The 18639-nt window shown below is 68.0% G+C and carries 22 protein-coding genes; 9 read left to right on the top strand and 13 right to left on the bottom strand.

The window, feature by feature from the left end; translation table 11 throughout:
* Nucleotides 1-29: 29 nt before the first annotated feature.
* From FGL91_RS15075 to FGL91_RS15065, 3 genes are read right to left on the bottom strand one after another with little or no spacing between them, the layout of a single operon-like run.
* Entirely contained in the window at nucleotides 30-701 is a 672-nt protein-coding gene (locus tag FGL91_RS15075; RefSeq protein WP_131491169.1) for a response regulator, read from the bottom strand.
* Nucleotides 698-1948, bottom strand: a complete 1251-nt coding sequence (locus FGL91_RS15070) for a sensor histidine kinase (RefSeq protein ID WP_153244212.1) — start codon at nucleotides 1946-1948, stop codon at nucleotides 698-700. Before FGL91_RS15070 ends, FGL91_RS15075 begins: the two co-directional genes overlap by 4 nt.
* A 5-nt stretch (nucleotides 1949-1953) precedes the next feature.
* Nucleotides 1954-2571, bottom strand: coding sequence for a DedA family protein (locus tag FGL91_RS15065; protein ID WP_153244211.1), 618 nt, complete (start codon nucleotides 2569-2571; stop codon nucleotides 1954-1956).
* A gap of 163 nt (nucleotides 2572-2734) precedes the next feature.
* Between FGL91_RS15065 and FGL91_RS15060 the strand changes: the two genes are divergently transcribed.
* The 3 genes from FGL91_RS15060 to FGL91_RS15050 all read left to right on the top strand — a co-directional run bounded on the left by FGL91_RS15060 (nucleotide 2735) and on the right by FGL91_RS15050 (nucleotide 5409).
* Nucleotides 2735-4333, top strand: a complete 1599-nt coding sequence (locus FGL91_RS15060) for an ABC-F family ATP-binding cassette domain-containing protein (protein ID WP_047520019.1) — start codon at nucleotides 2735-2737, stop codon at nucleotides 4331-4333.
* Nucleotides 4334-4399: 66 nt separating this feature from the next.
* Nucleotides 4400-4978: a pyridoxine/pyridoxamine 5'-phosphate oxidase gene (locus FGL91_RS15055; RefSeq protein WP_131491166.1), complete on the top strand. Its 579-nt coding sequence runs from the start codon at nucleotides 4400-4402 to the stop codon at nucleotides 4976-4978.
* On the top strand, nucleotides 4975-5409 hold the full coding sequence (locus FGL91_RS15050) for a cupin domain-containing protein (protein WP_131491165.1): 435 nt from the start codon (nucleotides 4975-4977) through the stop codon (nucleotides 5407-5409). Before FGL91_RS15055 ends, FGL91_RS15050 begins: the two co-directional genes overlap by 4 nt.
* 15 nt (nucleotides 5410-5424) lie before the next feature.
* On the opposite strand, the gene FGL91_RS15045 is transcribed toward FGL91_RS15050, so the two are convergent.
* The 4 genes from FGL91_RS15045 to FGL91_RS15030 are packed head-to-tail and all read right to left on the bottom strand — an operon-like array spanning nucleotide 5425 to nucleotide 7332.
* A complete protein-coding gene (locus FGL91_RS15045) occupies nucleotides 5425-6237 on the bottom strand; it encodes an SURF1 family protein (protein WP_131491164.1) in 813 nt (270 codons plus the stop codon).
* Nucleotides 6234-6428, bottom strand: coding sequence for a hypothetical protein (locus FGL91_RS15040; RefSeq protein WP_047520029.1), 195 nt, complete (start codon nucleotides 6426-6428; stop codon nucleotides 6234-6236). Before FGL91_RS15040 ends, FGL91_RS15045 begins: the two co-directional genes overlap by 4 nt.
* Nucleotides 6425-6772, bottom strand: a complete 348-nt coding sequence (locus tag FGL91_RS15035) for a DUF3099 domain-containing protein (RefSeq protein ID WP_047520031.1) — start codon at nucleotides 6770-6772, stop codon at nucleotides 6425-6427. Before FGL91_RS15035 ends, FGL91_RS15040 begins: the two co-directional genes overlap by 4 nt.
* 50 nt (nucleotides 6773-6822) lie before the next feature.
* Nucleotides 6823-7332: a DUF4190 domain-containing protein gene (locus tag FGL91_RS15030; protein WP_227991638.1), complete on the bottom strand. Its 510-nt coding sequence runs from the start codon at nucleotides 7330-7332 to the stop codon at nucleotides 6823-6825.
* Between the two features lie 139 nt (nucleotides 7333-7471).
* Here FGL91_RS15030 and FGL91_RS15025 point away from each other — a divergent pair, with 139 nt between their 5' ends.
* The gene (locus FGL91_RS15025; RefSeq protein ID WP_153244209.1) at nucleotides 7472-8182 is read left to right on the top strand and encodes a beta-ketoacyl-ACP reductase; all 711 of its coding nucleotides are present in this window, start codon (nucleotides 7472-7474) and stop codon (nucleotides 8180-8182) included.
* A 15-nt stretch (nucleotides 8183-8197) separates the two neighbouring features.
* On the opposite strand, the gene FGL91_RS15020 is transcribed toward FGL91_RS15025, so the two are convergent.
* From FGL91_RS15020 to FGL91_RS15010, 3 genes are read right to left on the bottom strand one after another with little or no spacing between them, the layout of a single operon-like run.
* On the bottom strand, nucleotides 8198-8893 hold the full coding sequence (locus tag FGL91_RS15020; RefSeq protein ID WP_047520035.1) for an alpha/beta fold hydrolase: 696 nt from the start codon (nucleotides 8891-8893) through the stop codon (nucleotides 8198-8200).
* Nucleotides 8894-8937: 44 nt separating this feature from the next.
* On the bottom strand, nucleotides 8938-9573 hold the full coding sequence (gene serB / locus FGL91_RS15015; RefSeq protein ID WP_131491162.1) for a phosphoserine phosphatase SerB: 636 nt from the start codon (nucleotides 9571-9573) through the stop codon (nucleotides 8938-8940).
* A 49-nt stretch (nucleotides 9574-9622) separates the two neighbouring features.
* The gene (locus tag FGL91_RS15010; RefSeq protein WP_131491161.1) at nucleotides 9623-10864 is read right to left on the bottom strand and encodes a glucose-1-phosphate adenylyltransferase; all 1242 of its coding nucleotides are present in this window, start codon (nucleotides 10862-10864) and stop codon (nucleotides 9623-9625) included.
* 46 nt (nucleotides 10865-10910) lie between these two features.
* Here FGL91_RS15010 and glgA point away from each other — a divergent pair, with 46 nt between their 5' ends.
* The 3 genes from glgA (at nucleotide 10911) to FGL91_RS14995 (ending at nucleotide 13247) form a co-directional block, all read left to right on the top strand.
* Nucleotides 10911-12095, top strand: a complete 1185-nt coding sequence (glgA, locus tag FGL91_RS15005) for a glycogen synthase (RefSeq protein ID WP_153244208.1) — start codon at nucleotides 10911-10913, stop codon at nucleotides 12093-12095.
* A 17-nt stretch (nucleotides 12096-12112) separates the two neighbouring features.
* A complete protein-coding gene (locus tag FGL91_RS15000) occupies nucleotides 12113-12898 on the top strand; it encodes an ABC transporter ATP-binding protein (protein WP_047520043.1) in 786 nt (261 codons plus the stop codon).
* Nucleotides 12899-12989: 91 nt separating this feature from the next.
* Entirely contained in the window at nucleotides 12990-13247 is a 258-nt protein-coding gene (locus FGL91_RS14995; protein WP_047520045.1) for a type B 50S ribosomal protein L31, read from the top strand.
* Between the two features lie 80 nt (nucleotides 13248-13327).
* Here the strand turns inward: FGL91_RS14995 and FGL91_RS14990 are convergent, their stop codons facing one another.
* Genes FGL91_RS14990 through FGL91_RS14980 form a run of 3 tightly spaced genes read right to left on the bottom strand, consistent with a single transcriptional unit; the run spans nucleotide 13328 to nucleotide 16922 of the window.
* Nucleotides 13328-13609, bottom strand: a complete 282-nt coding sequence (locus tag FGL91_RS14990) for a hypothetical protein (RefSeq protein ID WP_047520047.1) — start codon at nucleotides 13607-13609, stop codon at nucleotides 13328-13330.
* 59 nt (nucleotides 13610-13668) lie between these two features.
* A complete protein-coding gene (locus FGL91_RS14985) occupies nucleotides 13669-14916 on the bottom strand; it encodes an alpha/beta fold hydrolase (protein WP_194239239.1) in 1248 nt (415 codons plus the stop codon).
* 2 nt (nucleotides 14917-14918) lie between these two features.
* Entirely contained in the window at nucleotides 14919-16922 is a 2004-nt protein-coding gene (locus FGL91_RS14980; RefSeq protein WP_153244206.1) for a DUF262 domain-containing protein, read from the bottom strand.
* A 176-nt stretch (nucleotides 16923-17098) separates the two neighbouring features.
* Here FGL91_RS14980 and FGL91_RS14975 point away from each other — a divergent pair, with 176 nt between their 5' ends.
* Together FGL91_RS14975 and FGL91_RS14970 are read left to right on the top strand one after the other, a co-directional pair.
* On the top strand, nucleotides 17099-17872 hold the full coding sequence (locus tag FGL91_RS14975) for a hypothetical protein (RefSeq protein WP_047520053.1): 774 nt from the start codon (nucleotides 17099-17101) through the stop codon (nucleotides 17870-17872).
* A 183-nt stretch (nucleotides 17873-18055) separates the two neighbouring features.
* Complete coding sequence (locus tag FGL91_RS14970) at nucleotides 18056-18559, top strand: DUF3145 domain-containing protein (RefSeq protein WP_028501717.1); 504 nt, start codon at nucleotides 18056-18058, stop codon at nucleotides 18557-18559.
* Nucleotides 18560-18639 lie beyond the last annotated feature (80 nt).

Raw genomic sequence — 18639 nt, 5'->3', positions numbered from 1 at the left:
GCCGTTGCGACCCCCTACGAGGGGGTGAGTCAGGACGACGGCTCGACCAGACCGGTGTCGTACGCCAGGATCACGGCGTGCACGCGATCGCGCAGGTTCAGCTTCGCGAGCACCTTGCCGACGTGTGTCTTCACCGTCTGCTCGGCGATGAAGAGGTCGGCGGCGATCTCGGTGTTCGAGCGGCCCCTGCCGATCAGGACGAGCACCTCGCGTTCACGATCGGTGAGTTCTGCGAGCGCGGTCGCGGAGCGTGGCGCGCGGGGGCGGCGGCCGGCGAACTGCTCGATCATCCGCCGCGTCACGCTCGGTGCGAGGAGGGCGTCTCCGCCGGCGACGACCCGCACGGCGTGGACGAGCTCTTCGGGCAACGCGTCCTTGAGCAGGAATCCGCTCGCCCCGGCCTCGAGCGCGTCGTATACGTAGTCGTCGATGTCGAAGGTGGTGAGCATGAGGATCCGGGGGACATGCGCGGCCGGGTACGACGGGCCGAGGATGCGTCGGGTCGCCTCGATCCCGTCGAGCTCGGGCATGCGCACGTCCATCAGGATCACGTCGGGATCGAGACGTGCTGCGAGGGTGACGGCCTCGTCCCCGGTCGATGCCTGTCCGGCCACCCGGATCCCCTCGTGGGCATCGAGGAGCGCGGCGAATCCGGCGCGGACCATGGCCTGGTCGTCGGCGATGAGCACGCTGATCGTCACGGATTCTCCTTGTCGAGGGAAGAGGCGGTGCTACCGGGGGCGACGGGAAGGACGGCGTCGACATCCCACCCGCCGTCCTCCGCGGGGCCGGCGGAGAGGCTCCCGCCGAGGATCTCGGCGCGTTCCCGCATGCCACGCAGGCCGTAGCCGCCTCCGTGACCATCAGGACGGTGCGGCGGCGCGGCGTTGTGCACACGGATGTGGACGGCGCGAGCGTCCGCGTGCAACCGCACCGCGATCCTTGCGCCGGGCGCGTGGCGGACCGCATTGCTCAGTGCTTCCTGGACGATACGGAACGCGGCGATCTGCACGGCGGGTTCGGCGTTCGTCGTGTCTCCGCCTTCGAGCACGAGGCCGACCTCGACACCGGCGCGCCGGATGCTGTCGACCAGGGCAGGGATGTCGTCGATGCCCTGCTGGGGGGCCAGCTCGGCACCCTGATCCTCGGTTCGGAGGACACCGAGCATCCGTCGCATCTCGGTGAGCGAGCTGCGCGCGGTCGCGGCGATGTCGTCGAACTCGGCCGTCGCCACGTCGCCCAACTCGGGGATGCGGTACCGCGCGGTCGACGCCTGGACCTGGATCACCGACATGCTGTGCGCGACGACGTCATGCAGCTCGCGGGCGATCCGGGTGCGCTCCTCGACGAGGGCGCGCCTGGCTTCCTCGAGCGCGCTGTGCTCCTTCTCGCGCGTCAGCTCGGCGGCGACCCGGACGCGACCGGCGACCAGAGCCGCGATGAGGAACATCGCGGCGGCGACCGCCGTCGTGACGATGAGGTCGGCTGTGGCACTCGCCGAGGACTCCGGCCGCGCCACCAGGTCGGGGCGGATGACCGGCGCGAGAAGCGACGCGATCGCACCGAGGAGCAGGGCGAACGCGCCGAGTCGTCCGCCGTGGACGAAGGTGACGACGCCGACGAAGAGCACGAACGTCAGGAGTGCGGGGACGGACCACGGCCACGGGGACTCGACTGCGGTCTCGGTGACGACCGTGAGGGGCAGGGTGAGGGCGGCCGCCGTGAAGAGGCCGATGGCCAATGCCGGGCGGGAGAGTGCGAGCAGCGGCGAAGCGCACAGAGCGGCACCGAGGATGAACGACAGGGGCAGCGGTGTTCCGTACAACACGGTCTGCAGCGACACCAGGACGGCGTACAGCGCCGCGGCCGCCGCACCCAAGGCCACGAGGGCGGCGGTGCGGCGGCTGATGCGTTGGCGCAAAGGTGTGCGCTCGCGTCGGCGTGCCATGACTGTCATCCTGCCAGTTGCGCGGCCGGGGCGCGGCGGCGACGGGCTGCGGCGATCCGGTCGATCACGAGCCCGACGACGAGGGCGATGACGATCCCGAGGCCGCCGCTGAGCAGCGGCTGATCCTTGATCCAGGCACCGGCGAGCAGGCCGATCGCGAGGCTGAACACACTCCAGCTGGTGCCGGCGATCAGGCTCAACGGGAGGAACCGCCGCCAGGGGAAGCCGAGAGCGCCGGCGGACATGTTGACGGCGACGCGCCCCACCGGGATGTAGCGGGCGCCGAGGATCAGAGTGGCGCTGCGTCGGTCGAGTGCATGCTGGGCGTAGGCGAAGGTGGCGGCGACCCGGGGGCGCCGCATCCAGGCGAAGCGTGTGGTGCCGATCGCCCGCCCGATCAGGAAAGCGAGGTTGTCGCCGATCGCGGCACCGACCGCCGCGACCACACCGAGGAGCAGGAGATTCCCCTCGCCCGTCGACGCGGTGACGGCCGCCGCGGCGACGAGCACGGTCTCACTGGGCACGGGCGGGAAGAAGCCATCGATGACCGTGACCGCGAAGAGGACCACGTACAGCCAGGGGGAGGCGATGGCCTGCATGATGAGCTCGTTGAGGATGTCCACTCGAGCACGTTATGCGGCGGGTGCGGCGGTGGGCATCCCTCCGCGGTATCGCCTGCGTCACTCTCCGGATTGATCTTGCTGAGCGAGGCCCCCGGCTACGACGCATATACTGGGAGGCTGGCCGATCGGCCGACCACCCTCCCCGAAAGAACGGACGTCTGCTGTGCTTGCCGTGCACGACCTCGAGATCCGCGTTGGCGCGCGCCTGCTGATGGAGAACGTCTCGTTCCGTGTCGCCGACGGAGACAAGATCGGACTCGTCGGCCGCAACGGGGCCGGGAAGACGACGCTCACCAAAGTGCTCGCCGGTGACGTCCTGCCGTCCGGCGGCAGTGTGACCCGCTCGGGCGAGCTCGGCTACCTGCCGCAGGACCCCCGTTCGGGCAACCCTGAAGACCTCGCGCGCACCCGCATCCTCGACGCTCGTGGTCTCGGCCAGCTGAACCTCGGGATGACCGAGGCGGCACTCGCGATGGGATCGGATGATCCGGCCGTGGCCGACAAGGCGATGAAGCGCTACGCGCGTCTGACCGAGCAGTTCGAGGGTCAGGGTGGCTATGCGGCGGAGGCGGAGGCGGCTTCGATCGCCAACAACCTCTCCCTTCCCGACCGCATCCTCGACCAGCCGCTGTCGACGCTTTCCGGTGGGCAGCGTCGTCGCATCGAGCTCGCGCGCATTCTCTTCTCGGACGCGCAGACGATGATCCTCGACGAACCGACCAACCACCTCGACGCGGACAGCGTCGTGTGGCTGCGAGAGTTCCTCAAGGGCTACAAGGGTGGTCTGATCGTGATCAGCCACGATGTCGAACTGGTCGGCGAGACCGTGAACCGGGTGTTCTACCTCGACGCGAACCGCCAGATCATCGACACCTACAACATGAACTGGAAGAACTACCTGCGTCAGCGGGTGGCGGATGAGGAGCGTCGCAAGAAGGAGCGCGCGAACGCCGAGAAGAAGGCGACGACGCTGCAGCTGCAGGCCGCCCGTTTCGGCGCGAAGGCCTCGAAGGCCGCGGCCGCCCACCAGATGATCGCCCGCGCCGAGAAGCTGCTCGCCGGTCTCGACGAGGTCCGTCAGGAGGACCGGGTCGCCAAGCTGCGCTTCCCGAAGCCGGCACCGTGCGGCAAGACCCCGATGATGGCGAGCGGCCTCTCGAAGTCCTACGGTTCGCTCGAGATCTTCACCGATGTCGACCTCGCGATCGACCGCGGGTCCAAGGTCGTCGTGCTCGGCCTCAACGGTGCCGGAAAGACCACGCTGCTGCGGATGCTCGCAGGCGTCGATCAGCCCGATACCGGCCAGCTCGAGCCCGGTCACGGACTGAAGGTCGGGTACTACGCGCAGGAGCACGAGAATCTCGACGTCAGCCGTTCGGTGCTCGAGAACATGGTGTCTGCTGCGCCCCACATCACCGAGACCGAAGCGCGCAAGGTGCTCGGCTCCTTCCTGTTCACCGGGGACGATGTGCTCAAGCCGGCGGGGGTGCTCTCCGGTGGGGAGAAGACCCGCCTGTCCCTCGCGACGCTCGTCGTGTCGTCCGCCAACCTGCTGCTGCTCGATGAGCCGACCAACAACCTCGACCCCGCCTCACGTGAGGAGATCCTCGGAGCGCTCGCGCACTACGAGGGCGCGGTGGTCCTCGTCTCGCACGACCCCGGCGCCGTGCAGTCGCTCAACCCCGAGCGCGTGCTGATCCTGCCCGACGGCGTCGAGGACATCTGGAGCCAGGAGTATCAGGACCTCATCGAGCTCGCCTGACCGCGCTCGCCCTGCTGTGCAGGTCGATGACGGATCCACTCGGCGACTCATGGCATAGTCGGGAGCATGTCGACTGAGCCGCGATCCCGTCCTTCCGAGATGAGTGCGTGGTTGCGCGTGCAGCCCTCGCTCACGGGAGCAGTACCTCCGGGTGAAGCCGTCGAACGTCCCGATGACCCGGTACCGCTCTTCCGGGAGTGGATCACGACGGCGGCCGCGACGGGAGTGCCGGAGCCGCACGCGATGACCCTGGCGACGCTCGACCTCGACGGCATACCCGACGCCCGGACGCTGATCCTCAAAGACGTGGATGAGCGCGGATGGGCCTTCGCGGGTTCCCGCTCCTCGCGCAAGGCCGCCCAGCTCGACGCGCACCCGGTGGCCGCGCTGAACTTCTGGTGGCAGCCCGTCCTGCGTGCCGTGCGTGTCCGCGGACGGATTCAAGAGGCATCCGTCGAGGAGAGCGCAGCCGACCTCGCGGCGCGTTCGGCCCAGGCCCGTGCCGCTGTGGCGCCCGGGGAGTGGGTCCTCTGGAGGCTCCTCGCGACCCGTGTCGAGTTCTGGCAGGGTGCGCCCGACCGGCACCACACACGAATCGTCTATGACCGTACCGACGCCGGTTGGAGCATCGAGGAGCAGGCATGAGTGACTATCAGGTGGTCGAGATCGGGGCGCTCGACGAGTGGCGTGCCCACCACGGAGGTTTTGACGCCGCCCGGGCGCGCGACGGCCGAAGGGTCGTGGATCACGAGCTGACCATGCAGTACATCGGGATGACGGCGAACGCGCTCGAACCGGGTGAGGAGGCCGGGTACTGGCACGTGCACAGGAAGATCGAAGAGGTGTACGTGTTCCTCGGTGGGCGCGGTCAGATGGGTCTCGACGACGACGTCGTCGAGGTCGGACCCGGAACCGTGATCCGCGTCGGTCAGGGCGTCGCCCGCACCTGGCGAGCACGGCCGGACAGCCCGGGGGAGCTGCGCTGGCTCTGTCTCCGCGCCGCCGGCGAGGAGTTGCCTCGCTTTCCGGATGACAGCGCGCGTCTGCCGGAGCGGCCGATGCCCTGGGTGGACTGAGCGTCCGTCCCGGCGTCACCGCACGTCGAGCAGCTCATCCTCGACATCGGCGTCGTGATCACGGCGACGCGGACTCTTCACGGGCGCAGGAACACCTTCGACCTCTTCCCGGTGTTTCACGATCTCCGTGCGGATGATGTACCCGATGAAGATGAATCCCATGAGGGCGAACAGGATCCACTGGATCGCGTACGACAGGTGCGGGCCGGGGTCATCGGTGGGGGAGTCGAAGCCTCCCAGAGACCCGGATCCTGCGGGATCTTCGCTGATCACCCGACCATAGGCCCCCGTGATCACCTCGCCGTCGACCTGCTCGGCGATCGAGGGCAGGTTGATCGTGGGCACCTGCCCCTCGGGCGCGCCACGTCCCGAGGCGGGAAGCTGCTCGCCCGGGCGCAGACGCACGGTCACCTCGACCTCTCCCTCCGGTGGCGACGGCACCGAGTCCGGCTCGGCGCCCTCGCCCGGAGGTACCCAGCCGCGGTCCACGATGAAGATGCGCCCATCGGCGTCACGGAACGGGACCAAGACCTCGAAGGCGCTCGTCCCGCCGTGCGGACGGTTGCGCACCAGCAGCTCCTGATCGGCCAGATACTCACCCTGCAGCGTGACGGGCCGCCACTCGTCGTCGGGATCGAGCGCACCGTCCTCGCCTATCACCGCGGACAGCGGGACGGGAGCCGCGTCGTAGTTCTGCTCGACGAGCTCGATCTGCGCGGCGCGCGTCTCGTTCCTCTCGAACTGCCAGTTCGAGAGGAAGACGCAAGCGATCGCGAAGCCGATCGCGATGAGCACGTACACGCTCCAGCGGGTCAGGCGCCGGCTCATGCGGGAACCCCATCACGAACGGTCACCGGGAAGTCGCGCGCCGCCAGGTAGTCGCGGAGGAAATCGACATGTGCATCGCACGCCAACCAGATCTTCTCGCGATCGGCGGCATGGATACGGGGATTGCGCCACACCACCTGGCGGGTCGCCGCGCTCCGGCAACCGGCACGCGAGCACTCGAAGTCGTTCATGGTTCTTTGGGGCCTTCGTGGATCGTGAAGATCTGCGGAGCCGATGGTTCGGAGTCGAGCGGCGTGGGCCGCGGGGCATCGATCTCCCGCAGGGGGGATTCCGCGGTGGTCTCGGTGCTGTCGCTCCCGGCGTTCGCGAACACCACGGCGATGTAGGGCAGGACAGCGGCGGAGATGCCGAAGACCCAGGTGTACCACCCGTACGGCTGGACCAGCACCATGAGCCCGAAGCACACGATGCGGATCGTCATCGTCAAGGCATAGCGGCGCACACGATGGTCTGCCTCATCCCGCGGAGACTGCGGCAGTGAGGTGACGGCCGGGACTTGACGCGCGTTCTTCACGATGCATCCAGCCTACGCCGATGCAGACCCCTCGGATGCCCTTCGGGGACTCAGCCGGCGAAGATGAACGGCAGGCTGAAAGCCCCGAGGAACAGGAAGCTGATGATCGTGCTGACCAGGATGAACACGCCCACGCCCACCACCGCATAGCCGAGGATCAGTCCGGCGATCGCCATTCCCCGGCCACCGATTCCCGGATTGCGCTTGGTCTGTCCGAGAGCCATGTGACCGGTGATGACCGCCGCGACGGATGCCAGGAGCGGGATGACCGCCCAGAAGAGCACGATGCCGGCGAGGCCGCAGACCAACGAGGTGACCGCCAGCGGGCTGGTGGGGCGCGACACGACGACGGGGTACCCGGGCGCCGAAGGAGGGCTGTAACCGGGCTGGACGGGTGCCGCTCCCCATCCGGGTTGCGACGGAGCGACGCCGTATCCCGGCTGCGCGGGCGGGGCGTACCCCGGCTGCGGCGGCGGCGCGGACGGTGCGGGCGGAGCGGGCGGTGGCGGCGGGCTGTCCGGCGTCTCGTCTCCGGGAGAGGGGGTGCGGTTGTCGCTCACGAGGAAGCCTTTCGTCGATTTCAGATTCCCAGCATGCAGAGTGTCTGTCAACGCGGTGCCGCGGCCGGCGTCGGCAACATCGGTAGGATCGATGACGGCCCGGAACCCCGCGCCACCTGCCCAGATCAGGAGTGTCCCCATGAGCGCTGAGCGCGTCGTCCTCGTCACCGGCGGCAATCGCGGCATCGGCCGCGCGATCGCAGAGCGCTTCGTGCGCGAGGGATACCGCGTCGCCGTCACCGCGCGCAGCGGCGAGGGCCCTGAAGGCACCCTCACGGTCCGTGCGGACGTGACCGACGCCGCAGCGATCGACGCCGCGTTCACCGAGGTGGAGCAGCAGCTCGGTCCGATCGAGATCGTCGTCGCGAACGCGGGGATCACGAAGGACACGTTGTTGCTGCGCATGAGCGATGACGACTTCGACAGCGTCGTGGCCACCAACCTGGGCGGGACGTTCCGCGTGGTCAAGCGCGCCTCGAAGGGGATGCTTCGGGCTCGCTTCGGCCGGATCATCCTGATCTCCAGCGTCGTGGGTCTGTACGGCTCCGCGGGGCAGGTCAACTACTCCGCGTCCAAGAGCGCACTGGTCGGCTTCGCCCGCTCGATCACGCGCGAGCTCGGTGCTCGCGGCATCACGGCGAACGTCGTCGCTCCCGGGTTCATCGAGACCGACATGACCGCGGAGCTCCCGGAGGAGACGCAGAAGCAGTACAAGGCGAACATCCCGGCTGCCCGTTTCGCCACGCCGGACGAGGTCGCCGGGGTGGTGACGTGGCTCGCCGGCGACGATGCCGGCTACATCTCCGGTGCGGTCATCCCCGTCGACGGCGGTCTCGGGATGGGGCACTGACGCATTCCGAGAGCATCACCGCGCGATCGCGGCGTTGAGGAGCCCGCCCAGCCGCTCCGGCACGGAGAACTGCGGCCAGTGGCCGGATCCGATGCGGACGACTTCGGCTGACTCGATCGCGTGGAACTCGTCGGCGAACGGGCCCCACTGCTCGATCACCTTCTCGAACGCGGACTGATCGAGGTCGCCCATCAGCAGGGTCACCGGCACACGGTAGCGCGCCGGATCGCGGAGCGCGATGCCGTCCGTCGGCACCCGTGCAGGGACGCTGTGCGTGAGCGGTGCGGTCCGTGCGCGCGTGGCCTCATCGAGGTCGTTGACGTCTTCATCGGGGAAGTGATCCCATCCCGGGAACGGCACGACCCCGTCGACGACGTCGAACTCGCTGATCCCGTGTCCGTCCGCGGGCGGCGCCGTGTCCACGAAGATCACGCGGCGCACCCGGTCGGGGCGAGCGTCTGCGACACCCCAGGCGACATTGCCGCCGCCGCTGTGCCCGACGACCACGACGTCCCCGTCGACGGCATCGACGGCGGAGGCGGCGGCAGCGATCCACTCGGCGATGCCGATCTCGGAGGAGACGGATGCGTCTTCGCCGAGTCCGGGCATGCTGAGCGGGTGCACCCGATGACCTGCCTCCTCCAGCGCCGGGATCACGTCGTCCCAGCTGGATGCGTCGAGCCAGAGTCCGGGAATGAGGATGATGTCCATGAGCCGACGCTAGTGGCGGGTTCGGACAATCGCCAGGAGTTCTCCTACGGAAGCAGCGCGATGACCTCGGAAAGGTCCTGCGGGCCGATCACGAGGCTGGCCGCCTCACGGACCGCGGGCTTCGCGTTGAAGGCCAAACCGAGCCCGGCGACGGCCATCATCGCCAGGTCGTTGGCACCGTCACCGATCGCGATCGTGGCGTGTGGCGCGACCCCGAGATCGGCCGCCCACTCCTGGAGGGAGCGCGCCTTCGCCGCCCCGTCGACGATGTCTCCGTCGACGTGACCGGACAGCGAGCCGTCGACCACCTCGAGCCGGTTCGCCCGCCAGCGGTCCACGCCCAGGTCGGGCGCCACCACGTCGAGGATCTCGTGGAAGCCTCCGGAGACGACGCCGACGACACCGCCGCGGGCGCGGACGGCGGCGGTGAGTTCGCGCACGCCCGGGGTGGGTTCGATCCGCGCGCGCACACGCTCGAATGCCGACACCGGAACGCCCTTCAGCGCGGCGACCCGGGAACGCAAGCTCGTCGCGAAGTCGACCTCGCCGCGCATCGCCGCCTCCGTGGCAGCCTGCACCTCGTCGCGCCGTCCGGCCTCGTCGGCGAGCAGTTCGATCACCTCATTGCGGATGAGGGTGGAATCGGCATCGAGGACGACGAGGAATCGTGCAGCAGTCACTCGTCGAGCCTATCCATCACCCGGTGGGTCGACGCGCCGCGTGACGTCTTCAGCGTTCGATGAAGACGCCCTTGCCGACCACCGTGATGCCTGATTCCGTCACCGTGAAGCCACGAGCGAGGTCGCGCTCCCGATCCACGCCCACCGTCGCGCCGTCGGCCAGCACCACGTTCTTGTCGAGGATCGCACGATGCACGCGCGCTCCTTGACCCACCTGGACGTGGTCGAACACGACCGAGTCGGTGATGGTCGACCCGCCACCGGCGAGCGTCCACGGTCCGACGACGCTGCGTTCGAGATGGGTGCCCGAGAGCACGGAACCGAGCGACACGATCGAGTCGATCGCGTTGCCGATCCGCCCGACGGAGTCGCGCACGAACTTCGCCGGAGGCGAATTGACCGCCTGCGAGTGGATGGGCCACTCCATGTTGTAGAGGTTGAACACGGGCAGCGTCGAGATCAGGTCACGGTGCGCGTCGAAGAAGGAGTCGATGGTTCCGACATCGCGCCAGTACGAGCGGTCACGCGGGGAGGACCCGGGAACCTCGTTCTGCTTCATGTCGTAGTACCCGGCCTCGCCCCGGTCGACGAAGTAGGGGACGATGTCGCCGCCCATGTCGTGGCCCGAGGTGGGTGATTCACCGTCGGCCTCGACGGCCGCGATGAGGGCATCGGCATCGAAGATGTAGTTGCCCATCGAGGCGAGCACCTCGTGCGGCGAGTCCTCGAGACCGGCGATGTCGGTCGGCTTCTCGAGGAACTGCTTGATCCTTCCCGACTCCGCGTCCGCATCGATCACGCCGAACTGCGAGGCGAGGGCGAGCGGCTGGCGGATACCCGCGACAGTCGCCTTCGCCCCGGACGCGACATGGGCCTCGAGCATCTGCCGGAAGTCCATCCTGTACACGTGGTCGGCGCCGATGACCACGACGATGTCGGGCTTCTCGTCGTTGATCAGGTTCATGCTCTGCAGGATCGCGTCGGCGGAGCCGGAGAACCAGCGCTTGCCGAGGCGCTGCTGCGCGGGGACCGAGGTGACGTAGGAGTCGAGGAGGGCCGACATGCGCCAGGTCTGAGAGATGTGGCGATCGAGGCTGTGGGACTTGTACTGCGTCAGCACGACGATCTGTCGCAGACCGGAATTGATGAGGTTCGAGATCGCGAAATCGATGAGTCTGTACTGTCCGCCGAACGGCACCGCCGGTTTCGCGCGATCCGCGGTGAGAGGCATGAGTCGCTTGCCCTCGCCGCCGGCGAGGATGATCCCGAAAACCTTCTTTGGAGCGGACATGGCTCCACCATAGATGCGTTCACGGCTGCTGTACTAGCGTTCAGACATGCGAGTCGAAATGATCACGAAGGAGTACCCGCCCGCGGTCTACGGCGGTGCCGGCGTGCACGTCGCGGAACTGGTCGCTGCGCTCCGCGAGCACGTCGATGTGCGGGTGCGTGCGTTCGGCGAGCCGCGCGAAGAAGCGGGTACGTTCGCCTATCGCACGCCTGTCGAGCTCGCTGATGCCAACGCTGCGCTGCAGACGCTGGGGACGGACCTCGAGATCGTGTCAGCGATCACCGACGCCGACGTGGTGCACAGCCATACCTGGTACGCGAACTTCGCCGGTCATCTCGCCTCTCAGCTGCACGGCATCCCGCACGTGCTCACCGCCCACAGCCTCGAGCCCCTGCGCCCGTGGAAGGCCGAACAGCTCGGAGGGGGCTACGCCATCTCCAGCGGCGTCGAACGCCTCGCCTACGAGAACGCCGCCGCCGTGATCGCCGTGAGCGCCGGCATGCGGGAGGACATCCTGCGCAGCTACCCCCAGGTGGATCCCGCGAAAGTGCGCGTGATCCACAACGGCATCGATGTCGAACGCTGGCGGCCGGTGCAGGACGAGGCGTTCCTGCGATCGATCGGGATGGATCCCTCGCGACCGTCCGTCGTCTTCGTCGGGCGCATCACTCGGCAGAAGGGGTTGCCGTATCTGCTCCGGGCCGCGCAGCTGCTCCCGCCTGAGGTCCAGCTCGTGCTGTGCGCCGGGGCCCCGGACACCCCAGAGATCATGGCGGAGGTGCAGGAGGGGGTGCGGATGCTCCAACAGAGTCGCGACGGAGTGATCTGGATCGAGCGGATGCTGCCGCGTGATGAACTCTCCGCGATTCTCACCGCCGCCACGACGTTCGTGTGCCCCTCGGTGTACGAGCCTCTGGGCATCGTGAATCTCGAAGCGATGGCCTGTGGAGCTGCCGTCGTCGGCACCGCGACCGGGGGTATCCCCGAGGTGGTCGCGGATGGGCGCACGGGACGGCTCGTGCCGATCGATCAGGTGCAGGACGGTACCGGCACGCCGGTCGACCCGGACCGCTTCGTCGCCGATCTCGCCGCCGTGCTCACCGAAGTGGCCATGGATCCGGAGCGGGCGCGGGCCTACGGCGAGGCCGGGAGGGAGCGTGCACGCAGCGACTTCAGCTGGGCATCGATCGCGGAGACGACGCGCGCGCTCTACGCGGAGCTGACGCCCTGAGCCGATAGGCTGGGACCATGCCGAGTGCTCTGGAATTCACCGACGTCGTCGTGCGCCGTGAGGGGCGCAACATCATCGATCACGTGACCTGGGAGGTCGACGACGATCAGCGATGGGTGATCCTCGGCCCGAACGGCGCGGGCAAGACGACGCTGCTGCAGCTCGCCGACACGCTCATGCACCCGACGTCGGGAACCGTGACCGTGCTCGGGGAGACCCTGGGACGCACCGACGTGTTCGAGGTGCGTCCGCGCATCGGATTCGCGTCGTCGGCGATGGCCAAGCGTGTCCCTCGTGACGAGACGGTCCTCAACACCGTGCTCACCGCTGCGTACTCGGTGCTCGGCCGCTGGAACGAGAACTACGAGGACATCGACGAGCGTCGGGCCCTCCGCGTTCTCGGCGACTGGCGTCTCGACCACCTGGCCGACCGCACCTTCGGCACTCTCAGCGACGGAGAACAGAAGCGTGTGCAGATCGCGCGTGCGGTGATGACCGACCCGGAGCTGCTGCTGCTCGACGAGCCGACGGCATCCCTCGACCTCGGTTCGCGGGAGGAGCTTCTGGCGCTGCTCAGCGGATACGCGTCGTCCCCGACCACCCCGGCGATGCTCATGGTCACGCACCATGTGGAGGAGATCCCCGTGGGCTTCACGCACGTGATGCTGATCCGTGAGGGTTCCGTCGTCGCGGCGGGCCCCATCGGCGAGACGCTCACGGCCGAGACCCTGACCGAGGCGTTCGGCATGCCCATCGTGCTCAGCAGCGAAGACGGCCGCTACGCCGCCCGCGCAGCTGCGTGACCAGCGTCTGATAGAATCGACCCTTGGTGCTCTCTGCACCGCAGACTTCCCTCGTCCCTGGCACAATCCAGGGCAGCAACTAAGGAATCCCATGAAGACTGACATTCACCCCGACTACCAGGCAGTCGTGTTCCGCGACCTCGGCTCGGGCGAGACGTTCCTCACCCGTTCGACCGTCACCAGCGACAAGACCATCGAGCTGGACGGCGTGGAGTACCCGGTGATCGACGTCGAGATCTCCTCGGCATCGCACCCGTTCTACACGGGCAAGCAGCGCATCATGGACTCGGCCGGTCGCGTCGAGAAGTTCAACCAGCGCTTCAAGGGCTTCGGCGGCTCGTCCAAGTAACGACTGCCACGACGAAGGCCCCATGCTCCTCGGAGCGTGGGGCCTTCGTCGTGCCCGGCCGTGTGCGTCGGATCCGGTCGTCAGATGTCGAGCCGGATCCGGCCGTCGTCGATCGTGTCCGGAGGATCGCCCGGGGATGGGGCCGGGGCGGTCCGCTGCGTCTGACGGTCGCGCTCGATACCCGCCTCATGCGCAGACGGCGACCAGACGGCATCGAACGCGCCGCCGAGGCCCCCTCCGCCGGATTCGTACTTCTTCTCGATCGGTATCCGCGAGAAGCCGAACGCGATGGCGACGATCACGGCGGAAAGCAGGAGCAGCAGCACGCCGACCGTGACGAGTACGCCCACACCCTCTTCCATGCCCTCCAGGGTAGACGGCAGCGGGAACGAGGGCATCCGCCCCGAGGGGGAGGAGTCGCTCAGCGCAGACGGCGCCCGTGGGCCAGGTCGATCAGGCGCGACAGTACCGGCCCGGAGCGGAGTCCGTTGTGCTCGTGTTCGCTCGTCACCCACAGCGTGACGTCGGGAAGCAGGCGTGCCGTCTCGAGGGAGAACTCCATCGGGACGTAGACGTCGTTGACGTAGACCGCGGCGGCGCCCGTCGCTCCGGATGAGGCGATCGCGTCTGCATCGTAGATGCTCGGCCACTCGTGCTCCGCGAGCGCGAGGGTGACATCGCGCCACGGCTGGAAAGCGGGCACAGTCTCGGTCCACTCGCGACGGATGTGCTCGCCCGTGAACAGCGTCGGGTCGTCGCGGAAGTCGGAGGGCTCGGTGCGTTCAGCCGACCACCGCGTGGCGTGTCCGTCGGCGTAGCTCGACTCGTGGAAGGCGAAGTAGAGCGGGTTGCGGCCGTCGAAGGGCATCGCGTGCATCAGGTCGTACCGGAAGGCGTTGGAGGACGGGTCGCGTTCCAGAATCGACCACACCGTCTGCCAGCCGTCGTCGGTGCCGAGAGCGGATCCCAGCGACCGCAGCCGCGAGCGTGAGACGACTTCTCCGTCGGGCAGGACGATGTCTCCGGCATCCGCACGTTCGACGAGGCGCCGCATCACGTCGCGATGCTCGGGGAAGCGGCGGTAGTAGCGCTCCGAGGCGTCGCGCATCTTGTCGTAGCAGAGCGCATACACGTCGTCCGGGTGGCGCCCGACGGCGCTGAGGCCACCGGTGATGAACACGTCGTCGAGCGAAGAGGCGTCGGTGGAGAGATACGCGAGGGTGGTGAAGCCGCCGAACGACTGTCCGAGCACGCTCCAGGTGGTGGCACCCAGATGCTCGCGCACGGCCTCGCAGTCGCGCACGATCGCGTCCGCACGCAGATGGGTGAGGTGCTCGGCCACGGCGTCCGTACCGCGCTCCAGGTCGTGATCTCCGACCGGAGTCGAGCGCCCGGTACCCCGCTGGTCGAGGAGCACCACCCGATAGTGCGCGAGTGCGCCGTCGAGCCACGCGGGCGCGGTCGAGGAGTGGAACGGACGCGGCGCCTCGTGGCCCGGACCGCCCTGGAGGAAGACCAGATACGGGAGCGACTCCCCGCCGGCGCGGGAGACCACACGGGCGAACACCTCGATCGTACGGGGGTCGGAGGCGTCGTCCCAGACCAGGGGGACGGTGAGGGTGTGGTCCTCGACGGTGAGGTCGAGCAGCTGGCGGACGGTGGTGCTCATGGTCACATCACGTTCCCGATGTAGGAGTACTTGACGAAGACCTCTGAGGCGATGCCCGACTCCTCGAGCACGCCCTGCACAGCGGTCATCATGTAATTGGAATCCCAGCCCATGTAGAGGAAGTGGCCCTCGTCGAGCTGGTCCCACTGGCCCTTCCACGCCATGTCCCGGTAGATCGGTCCGCCGTGTGCCGCGCAATAAGCCAGGGCTGCCTCCCTCGTGTCGGTCCAGGCGCGACGGAAGACCCGGTTGAACAGGTACTTGACGTCGGGGACCTCCCAGCGCTCACCGCGGTACTCGACATAGTCGAACTCGCGCTCCCATCCGGTGGGCCATCCGCGACGCCGAACGGCGTCCAGGATCGGTGTGAGTCCGTCGTCGTCGATCTCCGGGAGGGCGGGGCGCGCCCAGATGCGGATCAGCTCGGCGGTGAGGGCGACGGTGCGCTGGGTGATGGCCGCCGTGCCCCAGGAGGGGATCTCAGCGAGCTCGCGCGTCGCAGGCACGGAACTTCGGGCGTAGGCCTCGACGCGCTTGATCGGGAAGGAAGCACCGAACACCCGTTCCGCCAACGGCTGCTCGAGAAGAGTCAGATTGCCGAGGGTCGGCGCGAGCGCCCGGTGGCTGTTCTGCTCATCCTCGGTGTATTCGCTCCACGGGCGCTCACCGTCGCCGGACCAGGCGTCTCCCGGAACGGTCGGCACGATGTGCTCGATGTCGTACGCATCGAGGTCGTCGACGCCTTCCACACGCCCCAGGACGTAGGCGGGGTGGGGGAGTTCGCTGTACTTCAGAACTGCGCTCACTCGCTCGTCCGACGGAGTGATGCGGGCGAACGCGCGTGCGAGCGCGTCACGGCCGTCGCGGCGCGCGCGGCAGAGGCGAGCGATGAGACGTTCGGACGGCAGGTTGACCAGTGCCCGACGGAGATACAGCGCCTGAAGCCACTCCAGGGTCTCGATGAGTTCGGCGCGGTCGATGAGACCGCGGAGGTGGTCGCTGTAGGCGCTCATCACCAACGGGGCGGAGGCGCGGCCGAAGGTCGTGACCTGGCGCAGCTGCCGCGCGATCTCCGGATCCGGCTCGCGCGTCGGGTCGAGCAGGACGCCGTAGATCTCTGCATGGTGTCGCCACTCCTCGGCGTCGGCCTGGAGATGCGCGACGTCGACGCGGGGGAAGGACTGCCGGAAGGCGCTGTACACGCCGTGCTCGCCGTTCGCTGCGACCTCACGCCCCGTCACGAGGACGAGGTAGTGCCGCCAGAACGCGCCGATCGCCTCTCCCGTGTGGTGCTCGATCGGCACCCAGAAGCGGGCTTCGACGTCGACCTGCTCCGCGTGGCTGAGGCCCATCAGGATGTAGTTGTGGATGAGCTCGTGATCGCGCAGAGGCTCGCCGGTCGAGTTCAGGCTCTCGAAGATCTGCTGCGCGTTCGCTCGGGCGCCGAGAGTGATCGACACGTGCTCGAGCCGCTGCAGCCCGCGCCAGATCAGGGGGACCTCATCCACGTGGATCTGGCTGCGGAAGAACGCGTAGTTGTCGTCGAAGCGCGACTCGCGATCCGCGTCGTCGCGGCGGTCGAGCACGACGGATTCGTAGAGCTCGGCCCAGGCGTCGTGGGGGCGCAGCTTCGTGCGTCCTGGGTCATCGGAGCGGACCAGGACGCGTTCGAGCGACGACGCCAGCACGGGGTCGGTGTCGCGGATGGCATGGTGCAGGGCCGCCACGAGAAGCATGAGCGTCGTGATGCGCTGCTGTCCGTCGATGAGGATGAGGTCGGACTCCCTCGATGCGCCGTCCTGCGCGGACAGGATCGACCCGAGGAAGTGGCGGTGTGCGTCGTCTTCGCGCGCGACAGCACGGATGTCGGAGAGGAGCCGTTCGCAGCCGCCGATGTCCCACCGGTACTGGCGCTGGTACACCGGCACCACGATCGTCGACGTGTCCGCCGCGAGCCATTCGATCGTGTTGACTGCTGTCGCCTCGACGTTGGTCGCGGTGCTCATGCTGGTGTCTCGTCCTCCCGTAGCGACGGGTGCCGAGACTTCGCCGGGCACCCCGATCAGTCTATTCGGTTATGCACGGCCGACCTCCGAAGGGGGCGCAGGCTTCGCTGTTAGGCTTGCCTTATCAGGGCCTGTTAAAACGTGCTGGCCCCCGATGAAAGGAACATGACTCGATCATGGGTTACATCAAGTCCGCTGCCCTCGAGGACAAGGGATTCGTCGTCCTCGACAGCTACAACCAGGAGCTCGACCCCAAGGAGTGGCTCGACATCGAGTACAACGACTGGAAGTCGTCGGGTGACACCCGCTTCGCTCCGCTCGCGAGCGCTTTCGGTGACATCGAGTGCAACGGTTTCTGGAACCACAAGCCGCCGCGCACCGACAAGGACGGCGTCTGGATCGACTCGCAGACCGAGAAGGCCCCGAACCTGACGCGTCGTGCGCAGGAGCCGGGCGCCAACGTCGGACGCTGCCGCGTCATCGAGCTGCAGCCGACCCCGTACGGCGACTGCCTCTACAACCTCCACCAGGACGACAACAACCGTCTGAACCCCGACGGCACCGGCTGGGTCGTGCGCGGGTTCTTCAACCTGACCGATGACAAGGACAGCTACTTCGTCCTGCGCGAGAACCGCACGGACCCGAGCATCGAGTACCGCATCGCGCTCCCGGCCGGCGCGCAGCTCATCGTCGACACGCAGCGCCTGTGGCACGCGGCGACGCACAACGGCACCGAGCCGCGCTACTGCCTCATCACGTCGTGGACCTCGGGCCCCGAGCTCGACGCCTACATCGAGAAGTACCACGGCACCGACGACGTGCCCAACTACGAGGTCGACCAGGAGACGCTCGAGTTCGGGTACGCCGAGCAGGCTCGCAAGGACGCCGCTCGCGCGGCCTACTATGCCGCGAAGGGCCAGCAGGTGAAGCAGGCCATGAGCGAGGCCTGATCTCGTCAGACTCCGGACCGACTGCGGTCCGAAGGCCCCGGTCCCGGTGACCGGGGCCTTCGTTATGAATGACATGCTTGTGATTTCGGGCGAACTCGGCGAGAATGGGCGCACAACCGCATATTCTCGCCACTTCGTGGTTCAGGTCGTTGGGGAAGACGCACCTGATGAAACGGAGAGATCATGGCGACGGCTTACGCACGCGGAGTGGTGTTCATCCACTCTGCGCCTCGCGCGCTCTGCCCGCACCTCGAATGGGCGGTGGGTCGCGCTATCGGGCGTGCAGTGAACTTCGATTGGACCGAGCAGCCCGTGCTGAACGGCGCGCGACGCGCCGAGTTCTACTGGGACGGTCCGGTCGGGACCGGAGCTGCCCTCGCCACCTCGATCCGCGGTTGGGAGCACCTCCGCTTCGAGGTCACCGAGGACCCGACACCGCGCAGCGACGGCGGACGCTGGTTGCACACTCCCGACCTCGGCATCCACTACGCACAGACCGATGCGGCCGGGAACATCGTCATCGGTGAAGACCGGATCCGCTACGCGATGGAGATCGCCGCGGGCAGCGCGGTGGAACTGCAGCGCGAACTCGACATCGCCCTCGGGTCCGCGTGGGACGAGGAGCTCGAGCCCTTCAGGCACGCCAGCGACGACGCCAGGGTCGTCTGGCTCCACAAGGTCGGGTAGTCCCGACTCCAGAGACCGGGAGCGGGGAGGCGTGAGTATCGGATGCCGGTGAATCATCCCGGACGCTGAGAAGACGTATC

It is taken from the genome of Microbacterium sp. CBA3102 (assembly GCF_007954505.1).
GTDB classification, from domain to species: Bacteria; Actinomycetota; Actinomycetes; order Actinomycetales; family Microbacteriaceae; genus Microbacterium; species Microbacterium aurugineum.
This window is presented reverse-complemented; position numbering and strand designations above follow the sequence as displayed.